The following is a 17910-nucleotide window of genomic DNA, read 5'->3' as shown; positions in this document are numbered from 1 at the left end:
TTTTTCCTTTTTTACCTAGTGTTTGATAAAAGTTAAATATTTTTCCAGCGCACATATGGTAGTATTCTATCGAGTATTTTCTTAAAGATTTGCTCGCTAAACACAAATAAGGAGGGTTTATTGAGACAAGGCATGCAAAATAAGTCGTCCTCTCTCGCGTTTAATGTGGTTGTTGTGTTTCTTGTTGTTATTGTGATTCTTGCGTGTTATACATTCTACCACGCCAAAGGCTTCTCATACTTTAGCGATGCACCAGAAGCGTGCAACAACTGTCATATTATGAATGAGGTATATAACGACTATCTTAGTGCGCCACACTCGCAAAAAACCGCAGGAACGCCACGAGCCACTTGTAATGACTGCCACTTACCGCACGGATTTGTCTCAAAATGGGTTGCAAAAGCTAAAAGCGGTGTAGGGCACGCTTATGCTTTTACATTCAAGCTTGATGATTTGCCTATTAATCTTAGTGCAAATGCATCAAGCAAGGAAATCGTGCAGGATAATTGTGTGCGCTGTCATATAGAATATGCCCAGAATGCGGTCAATCCAACGACCATACCCGGACATAACAACGCCCTAAGTTGCGTTTCGTGCCACGAGAGTGCGGGGCATAAACGAGGTTTCTAAACCAAGAGATTAAAGGAGGAAAAAGATGAAAAAAGGCAGAGGACTACCTATATTTATTGTCGTAGCCGTCATTGTAATTGTTGGGCTTTTGTGGATGAACTCGGATATTTCGTCAAAACAAGCAAATACCGGGACTGTGTCAAAACAGCTCGTGGAGCTTACTGATGAAAATCCAACATTTGATTTTTGGGGTAAAAACTTCCCTGAATACCTTGATATGTATCTCAAGGTAGAGACTGAAGCACCAAAATATACAAGTTTTGGTGGGAATTTGGCGTATTCAAAGCTTATTCGGTATCCACAACTTACAATTTTGTGGGCTGGGTATCCATTTAGCATTGACGCAAACGAGGAACGAGGGCATTTTTGGATTCAAGTCGATCAAATGGAAACAGCGCGAAACAATAAAGATTTTCTTAACGCGCACGGATTTGCTGGATTTGGCGGACAGCCTGCGGCGTGTATGAACTGCCATAGCGGCTGGACTCCTTGGCTCATTAATAATGTAGCAAAGGGCGATTTCGTTGCTTTCAACAGCACAAAGTATTGGACTATGATTAAAAATGTTCCTACAAGAAATGGTATAGAAGAAGGAAGTGAAGCACACGGCGGACCTCACGGCGGTAAAAGAATGGGTGTAACCTGTGCTGACTGCCACAATCCTAACGATATGAACCTAAGAATAGTGCGCCCAGCACTTATCAATGCACTTGTTGATAGAGGTTATCAAAAAGATGCAATGCAGGGCATTAAAGCAGATAGAAAAGAAATGAGAACCCTTGTGTGCGCTCAATGCCACGTAGAATACTACTTTAAGCCAACAGGTGAAAAAGTTAAGGTTATGGGTGAGAGTATTGCAAGTGACGAGAGCAAGAAATGGTGGAATGGCACACAAAAGACTTATGATGAATTTGAACATTGGAGAGATGGCAATAAAGCTACTGAAATCGAAGTCGATGGTATTAACCTTACATTCCCTTGGAGTGCGTGGAAAAAAGGCGAGAAGTTTAGAATCGAGATGTTTGATGAGCACTATGAGGCGGTGCGCCCTATTTTCGCACAGGATTGGTCTCATAAGGAAACAAAAGCACCTATGCTTAAGATTCAACACCCTGAATATGAGCTATTTAGCGGTGGGGTGCACGCAGCAAATGGTGTAAGTTGTGCGGATTGTCATATGCCTTATGTCAAAGGTGCAGGTGGTAAAAAAATCACACAGCACAATATCACTTCACCACTTTTTGATGTGAATTCTGCGTGTAAAACTTGCCATACACAACCAGAAGAATATCTCAAAAATCAAATTGCAGATATTCAAAAATCTGTAGCATTTGACCTAAGAAGTGCAGAATATGCAACCGTTAGCCTCATCTTTGATATTAAGAAATTGCGCACAGAGCTTAGCAACCTCCCTGCTTATCAAACAGATGGTAAGCCAGATGATGCAAAAATTTCTAAAGCATTAAAAGAGCCACTTGAGCTTCACCGCAAGGGACAAATGAGGGGCGATTTCGTAGGAGCAGAAAACTCTACAGGATTCCATAATCCACGCGAAGCAAGCAGAATGCTCCTCCAAGCTGTGGAAATGGCGAGAATGGGCCAAACTAAGCTTGTTGAAATTGCGACTGCAAATGGTATTAAGAATTTCACAACTTCCAATCTTGGATTTGATGAGATTCAGAAGTTTAATCCGGGTGAGATTGTGTATAAAATTGACCTTGATGGACATACTGCGGGCGAACGCTACTATGAAGACCCCAGGGTAAATGGTGAAGCACCACAAGAACTCCTAGAGCTTGATAAAAATACTAAGCCCTATAATTTTGGAGCGATTGATAAAATCTCTGCAAGTGCTACAAGCACAAAATAATCTCTTCAAGCCCTCTGTATGAGGGCTTTTCATTACTTCTTTTTTAGATTCTAAATCCACTCTTAAAATCTATTTGAACTTAAATACTTTTAGCTCTTTGTGGCTTCTCATTACGATACTATGCTATAATTTTTTCAATTAGACCTCAAAGGAATATTAATGGATAAAAAGTTGATTGGCATTATTCTAGGTGCTGGCGCGATTATAGCAATAGGTTTGGGTATTTTTCTTTCCTTTAAAAGCAAAGAAATTAAATCACATATGCAGCAAACATTGAATGAAAGATTTGAATCTTTTGCCCAAGAAAGCGGGATAATCTCAGAATGGGAACCTTTTTCTTGTGGCGGACTGATAAATATAGGGTGTTATAGCCCAAAAATTGTAATGGGAAGCGATGATAAAATCGCTTTCATTCTTAAAGATACGGGGTTTGATATTGATTCTATGGATAATACTTCACTCCAATTATCATTGAATATTAAGGAACTACAACTTAAAATTGAAAAGCTTGATGAAGCTGACGAGGAAAGTTTTACTTTGCTTTCACATTTTATCCCCAACAAAATAAGATGTAATCTTTCGCTCAAACAAAACGAAAATAAACTCTTTGAAAATTCCAAATGTGCTTTCACAGCAAAAAATGCAGATTATGAGATACAAGGTAATACCGCATATCAACACGAAAGTTTCACAACACAAAATATTGCACAGATTCTAGAAAGTTTCTATTTTAATATTTTCTTGGGCGAAGAAGATAATTTCACCAATCAATACAAATACGCACTTGATAAAATTTTATTTAAAGTCAAAGAAAATGGCTTTAGTCAAGATATGTATAAATTTTACGAATCACAAAGTAAAATACAAGGTACAGCTGCAAACGAAGAGGGATTTAAACAATATGCTAAAAATACCAGCACATTCACAACATTTATCATAAGATTAATGCTAGGAGAAGCTTATCAAAGTGAAATTATATCTTTTGGTGATGCCTTAGAATCTTTTATATTGGGTAATAGTAAAGAAATTGGTTTTTCCTTTCAACGCAAACAAGGTAAAGAAGAAGAATTTGTCTTATTTGAAGAATTAGATTTTTATTCTCCATATTTTATGGATAATTACACCTTTGAAGTTATCTCTCGCTAGGTTTAACTATGGATAATCAAGAAAACTATCAACGTAATAATAAAAAAGGCAAGAAAGGCTTAAAGCGCCTCTATAATGCATTTTTTTTCTCACTAGATGGCATTAAAGCTGCGTGGAAAGATGAAGAGGGATTTAGGCAAGTGCTTTGTATAGGCATTATTTTGAGTATTGCAGCATTTTTTATAGCACAAAATTGGGTAGAGCTCATCTTACTTATCCTGCCTTGTATGTTATCTGTGATTGTTGAACTTATCAATTCCGCTATTGAAAATGCCATTGATTTTACAAGCCTTGACATTCACCCACTTGCCAAAAAAGCTAAAGATATGGGAAGTGCAATACAACTCATTGCTTGTCTTTTTGTTGCTTTTGTATGGGGTAGCTATTTACTAATGCGCTTTGTGTTCTAAAGGATTGCAAGTGTGCATAAGTAGCTTTAAAACTCTGCAACGAGCATAACAGCCCTACCCCGCCTAAACACTAGGATTCAAAAATACAAAATCCACGAGTAAAACTACTTTTAGAAAGAAATGATTAGAATCTGGTAGGCAAAGAATGTATCTTTATTTTTAAGAGGGGGTCCAAACTAGATTCTATCATTTCTCAGAATTCCTCCCCCTAATATAAATATTTATCAGCTCAACGCTAAGGGAGAAAATAATCGCAAAGTAAATATATCCTCTAGGTATATGAAAATGTGCGCTGTCGGCTACGAGCGTTACACCCACCAAAATCAAAAACGACAAAGCCAAAGTTTTGATGCTAGGATAAGATTCTATAAAATGCGAAATGCCCTTAGAGGCAAAAAGCATTACACACACACTTATAACAATGGCAAGTATCATCACAGGCAAAATATCCACCATACCCACCGCGGTAACCACAGAATCAAGTGAAAATATAATATCAAGCACCATAATCTGCACAATCGCAAAGCCAAACGAAATATGTCTTGTTTGCATATTTTCATCTTCTTTAGAATCCTGCTCACTCATTTGGTGAATCTCACTTGTGGCTTTATAAATCAAAAATACACCACCCAAAAAAAGCACAATGTCTCGCCCACTCACTGCAAAATCGCCTATATGAAAAAGCGTATTATTGAGCTTCATTACCCAAAAAAGCCCTACAAGCAAAGCAATGCGCGAAAGCATAGCAAGGCTTATGCCAAAGATTCTAGCCCTTTCGCGTTGGGATTCTGGCAGACGCGCAATAACAATCGCAAGAAAGATAAGATTATCAATGCCGAGCACAATCTCTAAAAAGACAAGTGTGCCAAGTGCAATCCACGCATTAACATCACTCACCCAGCCAAACATAGAAAAAAACATTAAATCCAGCCTTTTTTCTTAAAGTAGATAATAGGGAAAATCGTGGAAAGTATCATAATAATCAACACCACAGGATAGGAGAAGTCCCAATGCAGTTCGGGCATATTATCAAAGTTCATCCCATAGATTGTGCCAATAAGCGTTGGAGGCATCATCGCAACCGTTACCACCGTGAAAAGCTTAATAGTTTTATTTTGCTCAATATTGATTTGGTTTGTAAGGATCGTTTGAATATTATCAAGCGCGTGCATATTCGCAGTGGTAAATTCTACAAGCGAGTTTAGGTCCTTTAGCACAATTGTAATATTTTTTTTCACATCAGTATCCGCCTTATCGCTTTTAAGCACAGCAGTAATTGCACGCCTTTTATCAAAGAGTGAATCCCGCACGCTCATATTGACTTCTTGCAAAGATGAAAGCTCCTCAAGCATTTCCTCGTAATTGATTACATGAGAGTTAAAGACCTTTTTACGCATAGCGCGTGTATTTTTAGCTACACTTTCGAGCAAGTCAGCATCTTTCTCAACGCGGATTTCAAAAATTTTACCGAGCAAGTCAAAGCCATCTTCAAAGACTTTGGGAGTGGCAAGAACGATGTCTTGAATCTCATCAAAAACCTTAAATTCACTATAACGAATTGTTAAGAGAATATTTTTACAAAGCAAAAATGTAATGGTTTCATTGAGTAACTCAGATTCAATAGAGCGGACAAGGAAATAGGTATTAATTGTTATCGTCCTGCTATCCTCCCAATATCTCGCTGACTGCTCGATTTCTTCTCGCTCCTCTTTGCTGGGGACTTCTATGTTGTAAGTATTTGAGATATAATGCACCTCATCAGGTGAAGGGTGAAACAAATCTATCCATAGAATCTTATCGTGCTCGTGGAGCATCCTCACTTTTTCATCGCTCAAATGCAGACTTTCGCGCATAATCAGCCCATTGCGTCTAATGAAAATATTAATCATTCCTGCCTCCTTAAACTCACACTTACTAATATGTGATTGTATCAAAAACTCGCTCAAGTTTGCATAAGTTAGGCAAGTTTTGTAAGTAAGTTAAATAATCCGTTGTAGAATCTCGCCCTAATACTACATAGAAAGTCTTTAAAAGGTAAAAAGTGAAGCATATCCCTAATTTTCTAAGCCTATCACGCATTTTTTTGGCGGTTTTATTGCTTTTTGTGGCTTTGCACTATGATATGATTTTACCAGATTATGTGGATAAAAGCTGGGTAAATTACCTTACTTGCCTTATTTTTTGCATAGCGAGTTTTACCGACTTTTTTGATGGTTATATTGCGCGTAGATACAATTTTCACTCGCGCTTTGGGGAAGTTTTTGACCCATTAGCAGACAAAATGCTTATTCTTTCTGCTTTTATTGCTCTTTTAATTTTAGATAGGACATCTCCTTGGGCAGTATTTTTGATTTTATCACGAGAATTTTTTATTACTGGATTGCGCGTAATGGTGGCAGGAAGTGGCGCAAGTGTGGCAGCAAGTAGAAGTGGCAAATATAAAACAGGTGCACAAATTACCGCAATCGCATTTTTATTGGCAGATTTTTTCCCCGGTGGCGAGATATTATTATGGATTGCAGTAGTATTGACTTTATATTCTGGGGCTGATTACACAATTAAATATATGAAGAGTCTATAAAAGATGAATGTCCTTATCGCATTATTTATCTTATCTTTTCTTGTTTTCTTTCACGAGCTAGGACATTTTATTGTAGCGCGTATGTGCGGTGTAAGTGTGGAAGTCTTTAGCATAGGCTTTGGTAAGAAAATAGCGAGTTTTTACAAAGGCAATACACAATATGCTCTCTCACTTATCCCTCTTGGCGGCTATGTGAAATTAAAAGGACAAGATGACGCTAATCCAAAAGCACATAATTATGAGGCAGATTCATATTTAAGCAAGAATCCATATCAACGCATTGCAATTTTGTTGGCAGGACCATTATTTAACCTACTCCTTGCCTTTTTTCTCTATATGGCGGTAGGTTTAGGTGGAAAATTAAGCCTTTTGCCTGTGATAGGAGAAGTTAAGGAAAACTACCCTGCCTACTTAGCTGGTATCAAAGCAGGGGATAGAATCTTAAGTATAAATGATGAAGAGATTAAAACTTGGGAGGAGTTAGATTCTATAATTCTTTCTTCAAGTGGAGAATTACTTATAAGCATTGAGCGAGCTCCTTCACAAATTTTTAACCTTCATCTCACTCCGATAGAAAAAGAAGCAAAAAATATTTTTGGTGAAGACATTACTCGGCGTGTAATTGGTATAGCAAGTGCTAATGCTGTAGGTAAAGTGAGCTATCGTGGCTGGGAGAGCATAAGGTATGGTTTTGAGGAAACGCTTAAGGCAAGTACGCTTATTGCTCAAGGAATTGTAAAGCTTATAAGTGGTGTCGTGCCAAGTAGTGAAGTGGGTGGTGTTGTGAGTATAGTGTCTGTAATAGGTTCAGCTTCCCAAGAGGGTTGGGTAATACTTTTTTGGCTTACTGCTCTTATTTCAGTGAATCTAGGGATTCTTAATCTCCTGCCAATCCCCGCACTAGATGGAGGACATATTATATTTAATTGTTATGAAATTATTATGAGGAAGCCACCGAGTGAAAATGTTGCGTATTATCTTACATTGTGTGGGTGGGCAATACTTTTGGCTTTAATGTTTTTAGGATTGTATAATGATATTTTCCGTTTATTGTCATAAGGAAAGAATATGTTAGCTTTAAATCTTGAACGCATTTTGCGTAGAATCGAAAGGGCTAGACTCGCTTATAGTCCTCATCAAATCATCTCACTTGTTGCCGTAAGCAAGTATCAAAGCACGGAGCAAATACGCGCTCTTTATGAATGCGGACAAAGGGCGTTTGGTGAGAATAAAGTGCAGGATTTACGCGCAAAAATTGAATCTTTAGATGATTTGCCTTTGGAGTGGCATTTTATTGGGAATTTGCAGGAAAACAAAATCAATACACTTCTTTCTTTGAAGCCTGCGCTTTTGCATAGCTTAGATTCTATAAAACTCGCCCTTGCTTTGCAGAAACGATTAGGGGAGCAAAAAATAAGGGCATTGCTTCAAGTTAATGCTGCAAATGAGACAACTAAAAGTGGTGTGAGCATAGAATCTGCTAAAGAAATATATGAGCAAATATGTGCCACTTGCCCAAACATCAAGCTTGAGGGCATAATGAGTATTGGCGCACATAGCGATAAAAGGGCTGATATTGAAAAGAGTTTTAAGCTTACTCGTGATGTGTTTGATAAGGTGCAAGAGAGAGGGGCAAAGATTCTCTCTATGGGTATGAGCGGGGATTTTGAAATAGCTATTGCTTATGGAGCAAATCTCGTGCGGATTGGTTCAAAGCTATTTGAATAATCCCAAGCAAAGGAGGAAAAAATGAAAATATTTTTAATATTGGCTTTGTGCTATGTTGGTGTATTTGCTAAGAGCAATCAAATGACGCAACTAATGCAAAATATGGAATATGCAATGGAACAAATGCAAAGAGGGTTTTTGTATAATAAAAAAGAATGGATTGATGCAGGACTAAATGAGCTAAAAGAACTCAACAAGCAGCTGGTGCGTATAGATTCAAATGTGTATTTGAATCAAAGGCGCGATATGAATGTAGCAAATATCATCGTAAGTAGGACGAGCGAAAATATTGATCTTATGGAGAAATTCATCAAACAAAATGATATGTTAAAAAGTGCTGATGTATATGGGAGAATCTTAACTGCCTGTGTGAGCTGTCACGCGATAAGTTGGTAGATTCTTATTTGCAAAATCTTCCCTTAAAATTTTCACAAAAAGGAGCAAAAAATGGCAAAGATGAGGAAATGTGCATTATTGGTATTGTGTGCGATAATGTTAGGCTGTGGAGATTCTAAAGATTCTCAAAAGAAGCAATCTACTCAAGAACAAACGCAAGAGAGCAAGGCTCAAGGGCAAGATATTGCACAAGATTCTGCCTCTGCGCGAGAGCTGCTAGGATTACAAGAAAATAGCACGGCTTTTTATGTGCTTAAAGGCAAGGTAGGCGATAAGGAGCAAGTAGGGTATTTATCTATATGGGAGGATAAAAAGCGTGATATAGATATAGAATCTAGCATAGAGAATATAGAAAATGACCCTGAAAAAGGAAGAGTAGTTTATTTAAAGCAAAATAGCAAAGATTTTCCTTTAATGATTGCTATTACTTTGCCAAATGTGTGGAATGAAGCAATGGGAGACAATGAACATTTTATATCATCACTTGATGCTCAAAAGATTACTTTTAGTAAAGATGAAAAAGGATTTTTAAAGGTAAGTGGTGTATGGGAAGATGATAATCCTCGCGGCGATAGGCTATTTTGGCATCAAAAAAGTTATTTTAAAGGAGAGAAATTTAGCTTTATTCAAGACGACTCTTTGCCCTTAAATGTGGTAACTTTCACACAAGAATACTATACACATTCTACCAAAAAGCTAGATGGGCAAGTTATTTCATTTGAATCTACTTACAGAAAACCTATTATTTTGCCCTCATATAATCCCAAACTTGAATCTCACATCGTAGAAAAGCTTAATGCGCAACTTGCAGATGGGGCAAAAGATGTGTCGGAGCTACAAAAGCAGCTTCAATATCTAGCAAAGCAGGATTTTAAGGCATATAACCAAGAAAAAGAGCAATTTGATGCAGAATATGCAAAAATGTATAGTGTAGAATTTATAGATTCACATATTGTATCATTACAGAAATTTTCTTATGTGTATGAGGGAGGAGCACACGGGGTTCATAGCACAACAATGGAAAGCTATTCTTTGCAAAATGGCGAAAGATTATCAAGCAAATTAGAGGATTTGTTTCTTTTAGATGAGAAAAATAAAAATACACTTTTGCAAATGCTTACTCAAAAACTAGAGACGCCAGAATATAAGGAGAAACTTTTTGAGGAGACTTTGCCGCTGAAAGCATTGCCACAGACTTTTTTTGTTACATCTCAAGGTATAAAATTTGTATGGCATATTTATGAGATTGCTCCTTATGTTTATGGAGAAATAGAACTTCATATACCATATAAGGACTTAAAATCTTTTGTCAATCCTTCTTCGCCTTATGCGTATTTGTTTGGATTATAATAAAAAATGAGTATAAAAATCCTCTTTAGCCCAAGTGAGGGCAAAAATAAGCCTCAAAATACAACAAAGACTTCGCATAATGCATTATCTCACATACTAGATTCTAAAGCAGTGCGTGAGTATATAACATTTTTGCAAACTGCAAGCGAGAGTGAAATAGCTTCACTTTTTGGGAGTAAGATTCTTGATATGCACGATTTGGCTCTTTCGCAAAATCTCTTTGCTTCCCCAAAAATAGAAGCGATTAGGCTTTATAGTGGCGTGGGGTATAAAGCCCTTGATTTTGAAAGCCTAGATTCTAAAGCGCAAAGCTATGTGCGTGAAAATTTGTATATTTTTAGTAATCTTTTTGGTGCAGTGAGGGCAGATGAGCCTTTGCCATATTACAACCTTCATCAAGGCAAAGGTGTAGGAGCTTTTAGCTTAAAAAATCTCTATAAAGATTTAAAAGCTAAAATTGATAAGATTCTATGTGGAGAGGAAGTGCTAGATTTGCGCGCTGAAGCATATATAAAGGCTTATAAATGTGAATGTGCGAGGCAATACTACCAAATCGTATTTTTAAAAAATGGCAAGAAAGTGAGCCATTATGCGAAATTTTATCGTGGCTTATACGCACGAAGTCTCGCTCAAAAGAACATTAAAAGCCTTGAAAATTTAGAGAATCTGCGCTTTGATTTTATCAATCTTAGTGATGTGGTGATTACACAAAATGCTACAATATTAACCTATGAGATTATCTCTTAAGATAAATTTGCCTTTTGTAATGCCAAATGCGCTAGAATTGATTTTAGATTCTAAAATAAGGTTGGCTTATGATAAAAATCACAGAAAATAGTTTGCGAGACGGACATCAATCGCTTTTGGCTACGCGTATGCACACAGAAGACCTCGTTGAGGCGGCAAAGATTTTTGATTCTATTGGATTTTATAGCCTAGAAGTATGGGGCGGGGCGACCTATGATACTTGTCTGCGCTACTGCAAAGAAGACCCTTTTGAACGATTAAATGAATTTAAAAAAGTATGCGTTAAAACGCCACTGCAAATGCTTTTACGAGGGCAGAATCTTATCGGCTATCGGCATTATGCTGATGATGTGGTTGAGGAATTTGTAAGGCTTTCAAGTGAAGCAGGTATGGATATTTTTAGAATCTTTGACGCCTTTAATGATTCAAGAAATCTCAAAGCCTCCATTGAAAGCGTAAAAAAATATGGCAAGCACGCACAGGGCGCGATTTGTTATACAACTTCGCCGGTGCATACGATACAAAACTTTGTAAGCTATGCAAAAGAGCTTGTTAAAATGGGTTGTGATTCTATCGCTATTAAAGATATGGCGGGACTACTCACACCTTTTGCTGCTTATGAACTTGTCAAGGCATTGAAAGCCGAAGTCGGTGTGAGCCTTAGCCTACATACGCATTCTACCGCTGGATTTGCATTTGGAGCACATTTGAAAGCAGTAGAGGCTGGAGTTGATGTGTTAGATTTAGCAAATTCAGCTTTAAGTGAAGGCACAAGCCACCCTTGCACACAATCAATGGTCGCCACACTTAAAGGCACAAAATGGGATACAAAGCTTGATATTGCGCAAATGGAAGCCGCAGCGGAGATTTTACGCAAGAATCGCCGCAAATACAAGAAGTTTGAATCTCAATACAATCAAACTGATACACGTGTGCTTATCAGCCAGATTCCCGGCGGTATGATTTCAAATATGGCAAATCAGCTCAAAGAGCAAAACGCGCTTGATAGAATGGACGAAGTGATGAATGAGATTCCAAAGGTTCGCGCAGATTTTGGTTATGTGCCCTTGGTTACACCCTCTAGCCAGATTGTCGGCACACAGGCAGTGCTCAATGTGCTTATGGGTGAGCGCTACAAGACGATTACCACCGAGACACGCAATGTCGTGCGGGGGCTGTATGGACGCACACCTGCGCCACTCAACGAAAATCTAGTGAAAAAAGTGCTAAATGATGGCGAAGAGATGATAAGTGTGCGCCCAGCGGATTTACTAGAACCTGAATTAAAGAAAGCAAAAAAAGAAAGTGTGGGGTTTGCAAAAAGCCCCCAAGATGTGATTTCTTACGCAATATTTGGTGCTATCGCCGAAACCTTTTTAAAAGAGCGCAACGCGAACAAGCTTAATCCCGAACCATTAGAATCTTATGAAGAAAGATGCGATGATAAATTACCTAAAGAATTTGAAATTGTCGTCAATGGAGAGCATTATGCGATTAAAATTGAGGGTAGCGGCGAAAAAACAGATGAGGTGCGACCATTCTTTATACGCGTTGATGGTGAGTTAAAAGAAGTGTTTGTTGAAAGCACAAGCTCCACGGGAGAAACGAAGGCAGTAAAAAAACAAAATAGTGGTAGTCTCCCCCAAGCAACCGCTCCAGGACACGCAAAGTCTCCAATGCCCGGCACACTTACAAAACTTAAAGTGAAAGTAGGCGATAAAGTTAAACAAGGCGATACTCTAGCCATTGTAGAAGCTATGAAAATGGAGAATGAGGTGCTTTCTCCTATTGATGGTGTAGTAAAGGAAATTTATGCCACGCAGGGTATGCAAGTGGGGAGTGATGTGGCGATTATGCTCCTTGGTTAGATTCTAATCTAGTCAAAGCAAATCCTTGAAAGCTAATAGAATCGAGTGTAGCCATAGCAGTTTTAAGCGTTGGGGTGAGTGGTATCTATAAATGATAGCAAAAATAAGTGGAGCGATTCTCACGCAGTGGCAGGTTCATAAGCTCACACTTGCATATTTTTATCCCCTCCCCCTTGAAGCAACAAAGAAAAATATAATTTTTATATATGATAAGATTCTGTTTTATACATTTTAGAATCTTTTTTGCAGATAAGGTTTTATCTTAAATGAAACTTAGCTTCTAACTCAAGGCTAAGTTAGCCCTTTGCTTACAAGATTCTATTTTACCCAAAGGCTGTGGCTAAAACCTTAATAAAAAAATAAGAGTGTTTGAATGAATGTGAGTGAAACAATGATTTATGTTGATAATGCCGCGACCTCTTTTCCTAAACCCGAATGCGTGGTAAATGCGGTGAGTCAATTTTTATGCGAAGTGGGCGCAAGTCCTGCAAGGAGCGCACATAGGTTATCCATAGAATCTGGGCGCATTCTTTATGAGGCGCGTGCAGGATTAGCAGAATTCATAGGGCAGCCGCAGGAGGAGCGCATTATATTTGGTGCGAATGCCACGACTATGCTTAATAGTGCGCTTTATGGGTTACTAAAAAGTGGTGATAGAGTGCTTAGCACAAACCTAGAGCATAATAGCGTGGTGCGCCCGCTTGAAGCTCTAAGACGCAAACATAATGTGTGTTTTGATTTGGTAAAAGCCTCTCCCACCTGTGTGCTTGATATGCAGGAATTAGAATCTAAACTCGAGGGTGCTAAGGCTTTGATATGTGTGTATGCGAATAATGTTAGCGGGGCAGTCTTACCCATTAAACACATTTATCATCTCTGCAAGGCACATAATGTGATTTTTATCCTTGATGCTTCTCAAGCGGTGGGGCATTTACCCCTAAGCGCAGATGATGCGGATATTATTTGCGCATCCTGCCACAAGGGCTTGTATGCGCCTAGTGCGCTTGGCTTTATGAGCCTAAATCCTTTCTTTGATGAAAATAACCTCGATAGTTTTATGCAAGGGGGCAGTGGCTCACTTAGTGAGGAGATAAGCCAACCACACATATTGCCCGATAAATATGAAAGTGGCACGCCAAATATGTGCGCGATTGCCGGGCTTAGAGTTGGACTAGATTGGATTAAAGAGCGCGGATTAGAATCTTTGCATACCTATCAAATGACATTGCGAAACTATCTCTATGAGGAGCTAAAACAGATTCATAATGTCAAAGTGTATGAGGTCGAGGGAGAAGTTATTGGGAATCTTGCCTTTAATATCGAGGGGAAATATCCCTCAAGTGTGGGATTGAAGCTTGATAGGGATTTTGGTATTTTAACGCGTGTGGGACTGCACTGCTCGCCGCTCACACATAAGAGTATAGGGAGCTTTGCAAATGGCGGGAGTGTGCGCTTGAGTGTGGGTGCATTCAATGACTTAGAGCAGATGAAGCGCATTGTGGAAGCTATCTATCATATCGCTAAAGAATCTTAGGGTTTTCAAAAGTATAAATCTCAAGCAAAATCTCGTGCTTCTAGCAAAAGTGCAGATGCTTAAAAATGATATATCTCACTTCAATGCTGGGTGTAAGACTTTATTTTTAGATTTTATGTTTTGGCTAGATTCTCTAAAAGTGCATACTCTCGCAGAATCTGCCACGATTCCACAAGCTTTTTATAACTATAACGCGCATTTGCTGGACTTGATGAAGGAAGTAAAAAGATTTGTATGCTTATGTCAATTTCAGGGGCAAAAAGTGCGCTAAGAATACGCCAAAAACGATTGCGCGAATACGCATAATAAAATTGCTCATCGCGTGAGATTACAGAGGGAAATGAGCCCAAAATCAATACACGCGAATAGGTATCAAACACAGGAGCAAATGGGTGAGTGAGGTGTATTTTTTGTATTTGAGGTTTAGGCACTTTTTTGTATTGTGCATTTTCATTTGTATTTTTCATTCTTTGATATTTTCCCTGCTTTATATTCCTCCATAGGCTCTCCCCAATTTATAAATCCATACATCAAAAAAAACATTAAACAAAAATGCAACATTGCACTTGCAAAACATAGAGTAGCGATTTTTTTATATTTGGCAAAAAGAGCATAAATGCCTAAAACTGACAGAGAACAAAAAATAGCATTGATACAATAATGAAAAACCAGCCAATCAAATGTTCTAACTTCAGCTTTGGGGTGTGCTTTATCAAAGCCCAGCATTTGGGAAGTAATGCCAAGAAAGAACCAACAAGAAAGTCCAAAAAAGCAAAACATAAAATATTCAATATGGATATTTCTATAAAATCGTGCTAAAAATAAACTGAACACTCCTAAAAAACCAACAAGTGATAAGAATTGAAAGAGAAAATCTTTTAAGAACCAATACAAAAATCCTTTGCTTGAATCTATTGCAGCAGCAAATAAGATTCCAAGAGAGCTTATCCAAAATAAAGCAATACATACAAATACTATGCCTCTTCTCATCGCTTAACCCTATCGCTTTTTATCCATAACTTCAATATCTCGCCATTTTTGCGCTTATAGGCAACAAAGCTAAATTCGCCTCTATTTTGCAAGAGATTGAATCTATCTTTTGGAATTAAAAATAAATTATTGATTTTACACCTTTCATTAGGTGCAGAATAAAAATACGCTCTCTCCTTTGCGTGTGTGCCAATGATTTCATTTTGCATAACAAATACTACATTTTTATCTTTATATTGCTCTTGCAAAGCTAAATTTTGCGAAAAATCGCAATATTGCAAGCAATCATTGAATTTCTTTGCTAGGTTCGCATTTACAACCAAGTCCTTTACTTGCACATCATCTTGGAATGCTTGCGTTTTCCTATCATATTTTACCCAACCCAATGTTCCTCCCGGATCGCTAAACTCCATTCCGTGTTCATCTATTGCTTTATAGCTATATTCCATAAATACCTCTGCTCTTCTCACTCTTCATTGCAATACAATCTAATCATAACGCGTTTATGCTTTACATCTCATTTGTCTGTGAATTTAACAATTCTCTATATAATGCCTAAAAACATAAAGGGAAAATATGCTTGATATTGCGTTTATGCGAGATTGTGTGCCACTCTTTGCTAAAGCCCTGTCTTTGACGCTTTATATATCATTTTTTGGCATAGCACTCTCTCTTATCATTGGCTTTATAAGTGCGTGGATTCTCTTTTTCAAGGTGCGCTTTCTACGCGTGATTGTGGGTGCTTACGTGGAGTTAGCGCGCAACACTCCCTTGCTTATTCAGCTCTTTTTTCTCTACTATGGACTTCATAGTGTAGTAGGTGCAAATCTCAATGAATATGTGTGTGCTATCGCAGGTTTAGCATTTTTGGGTGGTGGATATATGTGCGAGAGCTTCCGCAGTGGATTAGAATCTATCGCGCACTCACAGATTGAAAGCGCACAGAGTTTAGGACTAAAATCTCATCAAATGATGTTTTATGTGATACTCCCTCAATCCCTTAGTGTCGCTCTGCCCTCTGTGTGTGCAAATGTGATTTTTCTCCTCAAAGAAACTTCGGTGGTGAGCGTGATTGCCCTTGCAGATATTATGTTTGTAGCAAAGGATATCATCACGCAATATTACAAGACAAACGAAGCTCTTGTAATGCTAATCCTAAGCTACCTTGTCGTGCTTCTCCCGCTCTCTGTGATGTTTTCACTCCTTGAGCGATACTACAAGAGGCGGGTGATATAATGGAAATATTTTTTGTTGGCTCAAACTTCGCACGATTAGCTCAAGGTGTGCTCCTCACGCTACAAATCGCGCTTGTCTCTATTGTCCTTGCTACTTTGGGTGGGCTACTCTTGGGCTTTGTGATGAGTGCAAAAAACATCTTTGTGCGCGGGGTGTGTAGATTCTATCTTGAATGTGTGCGGATTATCCCTATCCTTGCGTGGCTTTTCATCGTCTTTTTTGGTATTTCACAACTTTTTGATATTAATTTAAACGCGGTAACGAGCGCAATCATCGTCTTTAGCCTCTGGGGTGTGGCTGAAGTGGGCGACTTGGTGCGTGGGGCTATCACTTCTTTGCCTAAACATCAAAGCGAAAGTGGTAGGGCTCTTGGCTTAAAGCAGTGGCAAATTATGCTCTACATTATCCTACCTCAAGCCCTGCAAAGACTGCTACCCTCTCTCATATCACTTTCCACGCGTATGATTAAGACAACCTCGCTTGTAGCCTTACTTGGCGCGGTGGATTTACTCAAAGTAGGACAGCAAATCATAGAGCTTAATAAATCAAATCCAAATGCAAGTTTTTGGGTGTATGGCGGGATTTTCTGCACTTATTTTATCCTCTGCTATCCGCTTTCATACCTTAGTAAAAGATTGGAGAAAACATACCAATGAAAACAGATTCTGCACTCCTTCGCATTTCTCATCTCAAAAAAACCTATGACGGGACACATTTTGTGCTTGATGATGTCTCTATGCAGGTGCAAAAAGGTGAAGTTGTGGTAATTTTGGGTGCGAGTGGCTGTGGCAAAAGCACATTTTTACGCTGTATTAATGGATTAGAATCCACGCAAGGCGGCGAAATTGTCTTTAATGGTGAGATTATCAATCACCCCAATGCGCAGTGGAGCAAGATACGGCAGCGCATAGGTATGGTGTTTCAAAGCTATGATTTGTTTCCACATATGAGCGTGATTGATAATATTTTACTCGCTCCTATTAAAGTCCAAAAACGCGATAAAAAAGAGGTGCTCGCCCAAGCGCATACATTGCTTAAACGCGTGGGGCTAGAACATAAAATAGAATCTTCCCCCAAAGAGTTAAGCGGGGGGCAAAAACAAAGGGTGGCAATCGTGCGCGCGTTGTGTATGAATCCGGAGATTATGCTTTTTGATGAAGTAACCGCCTCGCTTGATCCCGAAATGGTAAAAGAAGTGCTAGAAGTGATTTTAGAACTCGCAAGAGAGGGTATGACAATGCTTATTGTAACGCACGAAATGCGCTTTGCTCAAAAAGTCGCAGATAGAATCTGCTTTTTTGATGAGGGCAAACTCATAGAAGAATCCACCCCACAAGAATTTTTCACTGCACCCAAAAGCCAAAGGGCACAGAAATTCCTCAATGTTTTTGAACTCTAAAATGTTTTGTTTGCAAAAGGTTGTG

Annotated in this window: 21 protein-coding genes; 16 read left to right on the top strand and 5 right to left on the bottom strand. The window is 38.5% G+C overall.

Annotated features, from left to right (window positions below; translation table 11 throughout):
* The first annotated feature begins 132 nt into the window (after window positions 1-132).
* The 4 genes from nrfH to BN2458_RS03480 all read left to right on the top strand — a co-directional run bounded on the left by nrfH (window position 133) and on the right by BN2458_RS03480 (window position 4056).
* Entirely contained in the window at window positions 133-630 is a 498-nt protein-coding gene (nrfH, locus tag BN2458_RS03495; protein ID WP_034327106.1) for a cytochrome c nitrite reductase small subunit, read from the top strand.
* Between the two features lie 25 nt (window positions 631-655).
* Window positions 656-2500 carry an ammonia-forming cytochrome c nitrite reductase subunit c552 gene (locus BN2458_RS03490; protein ID WP_034327063.1) on the top strand — a complete coding sequence of 615 codons (1845 nt, stop codon included), beginning with the start codon at window positions 656-658 and terminating at the stop codon, window positions 2498-2500.
* A gap of 159 nt (window positions 2501-2659) precedes the next feature.
* Window positions 2660-3646 (top strand): hypothetical protein, encoded by a 987-nt coding sequence (locus BN2458_RS03485; RefSeq protein ID WP_034327065.1) that lies wholly within the window; start codon window positions 2660-2662, stop codon window positions 3644-3646.
* An 8-nt stretch (window positions 3647-3654) separates the two neighbouring features.
* On the top strand, window positions 3655-4056 hold the full coding sequence (locus BN2458_RS03480) for a diacylglycerol kinase (protein WP_034327067.1): 402 nt from the start codon (window positions 3655-3657) through the stop codon (window positions 4054-4056).
* A 186-nt stretch (window positions 4057-4242) separates the two neighbouring features.
* Here BN2458_RS03480 and BN2458_RS03475 read toward each other — a convergent pair whose 3' ends face one another.
* A complete protein-coding gene (locus BN2458_RS03475; protein WP_034327108.1) occupies window positions 4243-4965 on the bottom strand; it encodes a TerC family protein in 723 nt (240 codons plus the stop codon).
* An 11-nt stretch (window positions 4966-4976) separates the two neighbouring features.
* Window positions 4977-5945, bottom strand: coding sequence for a magnesium/cobalt transporter CorA (corA, locus tag BN2458_RS03470; RefSeq protein WP_034327068.1), 969 nt, complete (start codon window positions 5943-5945; stop codon window positions 4977-4979).
* A gap of 152 nt (window positions 5946-6097) precedes the next feature.
* Here corA and pgsA point away from each other — a divergent pair, with 152 nt between their 5' ends.
* From pgsA to BN2458_RS03430, 9 genes are all read left to right on the top strand, one after another.
* Entirely contained in the window at window positions 6098-6637 is a 540-nt protein-coding gene (pgsA, locus tag BN2458_RS03465; protein WP_034343881.1) for a CDP-diacylglycerol--glycerol-3-phosphate 3-phosphatidyltransferase, read from the top strand.
* 3 nt (window positions 6638-6640) lie between these two features.
* Window positions 6641-7696: an RIP metalloprotease RseP gene (gene rseP / locus BN2458_RS03460; RefSeq protein WP_034343879.1), complete on the top strand. Its 1056-nt coding sequence runs from the start codon at window positions 6641-6643 to the stop codon at window positions 7694-7696.
* 9 nt (window positions 7697-7705) lie between these two features.
* On the top strand, window positions 7706-8365 hold the full coding sequence (locus BN2458_RS03455) for a YggS family pyridoxal phosphate-dependent enzyme (RefSeq protein WP_034343878.1): 660 nt from the start codon (window positions 7706-7708) through the stop codon (window positions 8363-8365).
* A gap of 21 nt (window positions 8366-8386) precedes the next feature.
* Window positions 8387-8761 carry a hypothetical protein gene (locus BN2458_RS03450; RefSeq protein ID WP_034327074.1) on the top strand — a complete coding sequence of 125 codons (375 nt, stop codon included), beginning with the start codon at window positions 8387-8389 and terminating at the stop codon, window positions 8759-8761.
* 51 nt (window positions 8762-8812) lie between these two features.
* Window positions 8813-10111 carry a DUF3298 and DUF4163 domain-containing protein gene (locus tag BN2458_RS03445; RefSeq protein ID WP_034343876.1) on the top strand — a complete coding sequence of 433 codons (1299 nt, stop codon included), beginning with the start codon at window positions 8813-8815 and terminating at the stop codon, window positions 10109-10111.
* Window positions 10112-10117: 6 nt separating this feature from the next.
* Window positions 10118-10858 (top strand): YaaA family protein, encoded by a 741-nt coding sequence (locus BN2458_RS03440; protein ID WP_138117642.1) that lies wholly within the window; start codon window positions 10118-10120, stop codon window positions 10856-10858.
* Between the two features lie 68 nt (window positions 10859-10926).
* Window positions 10927-12726 (top strand): sodium-extruding oxaloacetate decarboxylase subunit alpha, encoded by a 1800-nt coding sequence (gene oadA, locus BN2458_RS03435; protein ID WP_034343874.1) that lies wholly within the window; start codon window positions 10927-10929, stop codon window positions 12724-12726.
* Between the two features lie 91 nt (window positions 12727-12817).
* Window positions 12818-12961, top strand: coding sequence for a hypothetical protein (locus tag BN2458_RS09890; RefSeq protein WP_156407279.1), 144 nt, complete (start codon window positions 12818-12820; stop codon window positions 12959-12961).
* A gap of 138 nt (window positions 12962-13099) precedes the next feature.
* A complete protein-coding gene (locus tag BN2458_RS03430) occupies window positions 13100-14260 on the top strand; it encodes an aminotransferase class V-fold PLP-dependent enzyme (protein ID WP_034343871.1) in 1161 nt (386 codons plus the stop codon).
* Window positions 14261-14373: 113 nt separating this feature from the next.
* On the opposite strand, the gene BN2458_RS03425 is transcribed toward BN2458_RS03430, so the two are convergent.
* From BN2458_RS03425 to BN2458_RS03415, 3 genes are read right to left on the bottom strand one after another with little or no spacing between them, the layout of a single operon-like run.
* Entirely contained in the window at window positions 14374-14727 is a 354-nt protein-coding gene (locus BN2458_RS03425) for a uracil-DNA glycosylase family protein (RefSeq protein ID WP_052082225.1), read from the bottom strand.
* Window positions 14711-15250, bottom strand: coding sequence for a hypothetical protein (locus tag BN2458_RS03420; RefSeq protein WP_034327080.1), 540 nt, complete (start codon window positions 15248-15250; stop codon window positions 14711-14713). Before BN2458_RS03420 ends, BN2458_RS03425 begins: the two co-directional genes overlap by 17 nt.
* Complete coding sequence (locus BN2458_RS03415) at window positions 15247-15699, bottom strand: hypothetical protein (protein ID WP_052082224.1); 453 nt, start codon at window positions 15697-15699, stop codon at window positions 15247-15249. Before BN2458_RS03415 ends, BN2458_RS03420 begins: the two co-directional genes overlap by 4 nt.
* A 127-nt stretch (window positions 15700-15826) precedes the next feature.
* Between BN2458_RS03415 and BN2458_RS03410 the strand changes: the two genes are divergently transcribed.
* Genes BN2458_RS03410 through BN2458_RS03400 form a run of 3 tightly spaced genes read left to right on the top strand, consistent with a single transcriptional unit; the run spans window position 15827 to window position 17885 of the window.
* Window positions 15827-16486 carry an amino acid ABC transporter permease gene (locus BN2458_RS03410; protein ID WP_034327082.1) on the top strand — a complete coding sequence of 220 codons (660 nt, stop codon included), beginning with the start codon at window positions 15827-15829 and terminating at the stop codon, window positions 16484-16486.
* Window positions 16486-17142, top strand: a complete 657-nt coding sequence (locus BN2458_RS03405; protein WP_034327084.1) for an amino acid ABC transporter permease — start codon at window positions 16486-16488, stop codon at window positions 17140-17142. Before BN2458_RS03410 ends, BN2458_RS03405 begins: the two co-directional genes overlap by 1 nt.
* Window positions 17139-17885 (top strand): amino acid ABC transporter ATP-binding protein, encoded by a 747-nt coding sequence (locus BN2458_RS03400; protein WP_034327086.1) that lies wholly within the window; start codon window positions 17139-17141, stop codon window positions 17883-17885. Before BN2458_RS03405 ends, BN2458_RS03400 begins: the two co-directional genes overlap by 4 nt.
* Window positions 17886-17910 lie beyond the last annotated feature (25 nt).

The organism is Helicobacter typhlonius, assembly GCF_001460635.1.
Lineage (GTDB): Bacteria > Campylobacterota > Campylobacteria > Campylobacterales > Helicobacteraceae > Helicobacter_C > Helicobacter_C typhlonius.
Note: the sequence above shows the minus strand (reverse complement) of the source record. Positions and strands in the feature narration are given on the sequence as shown.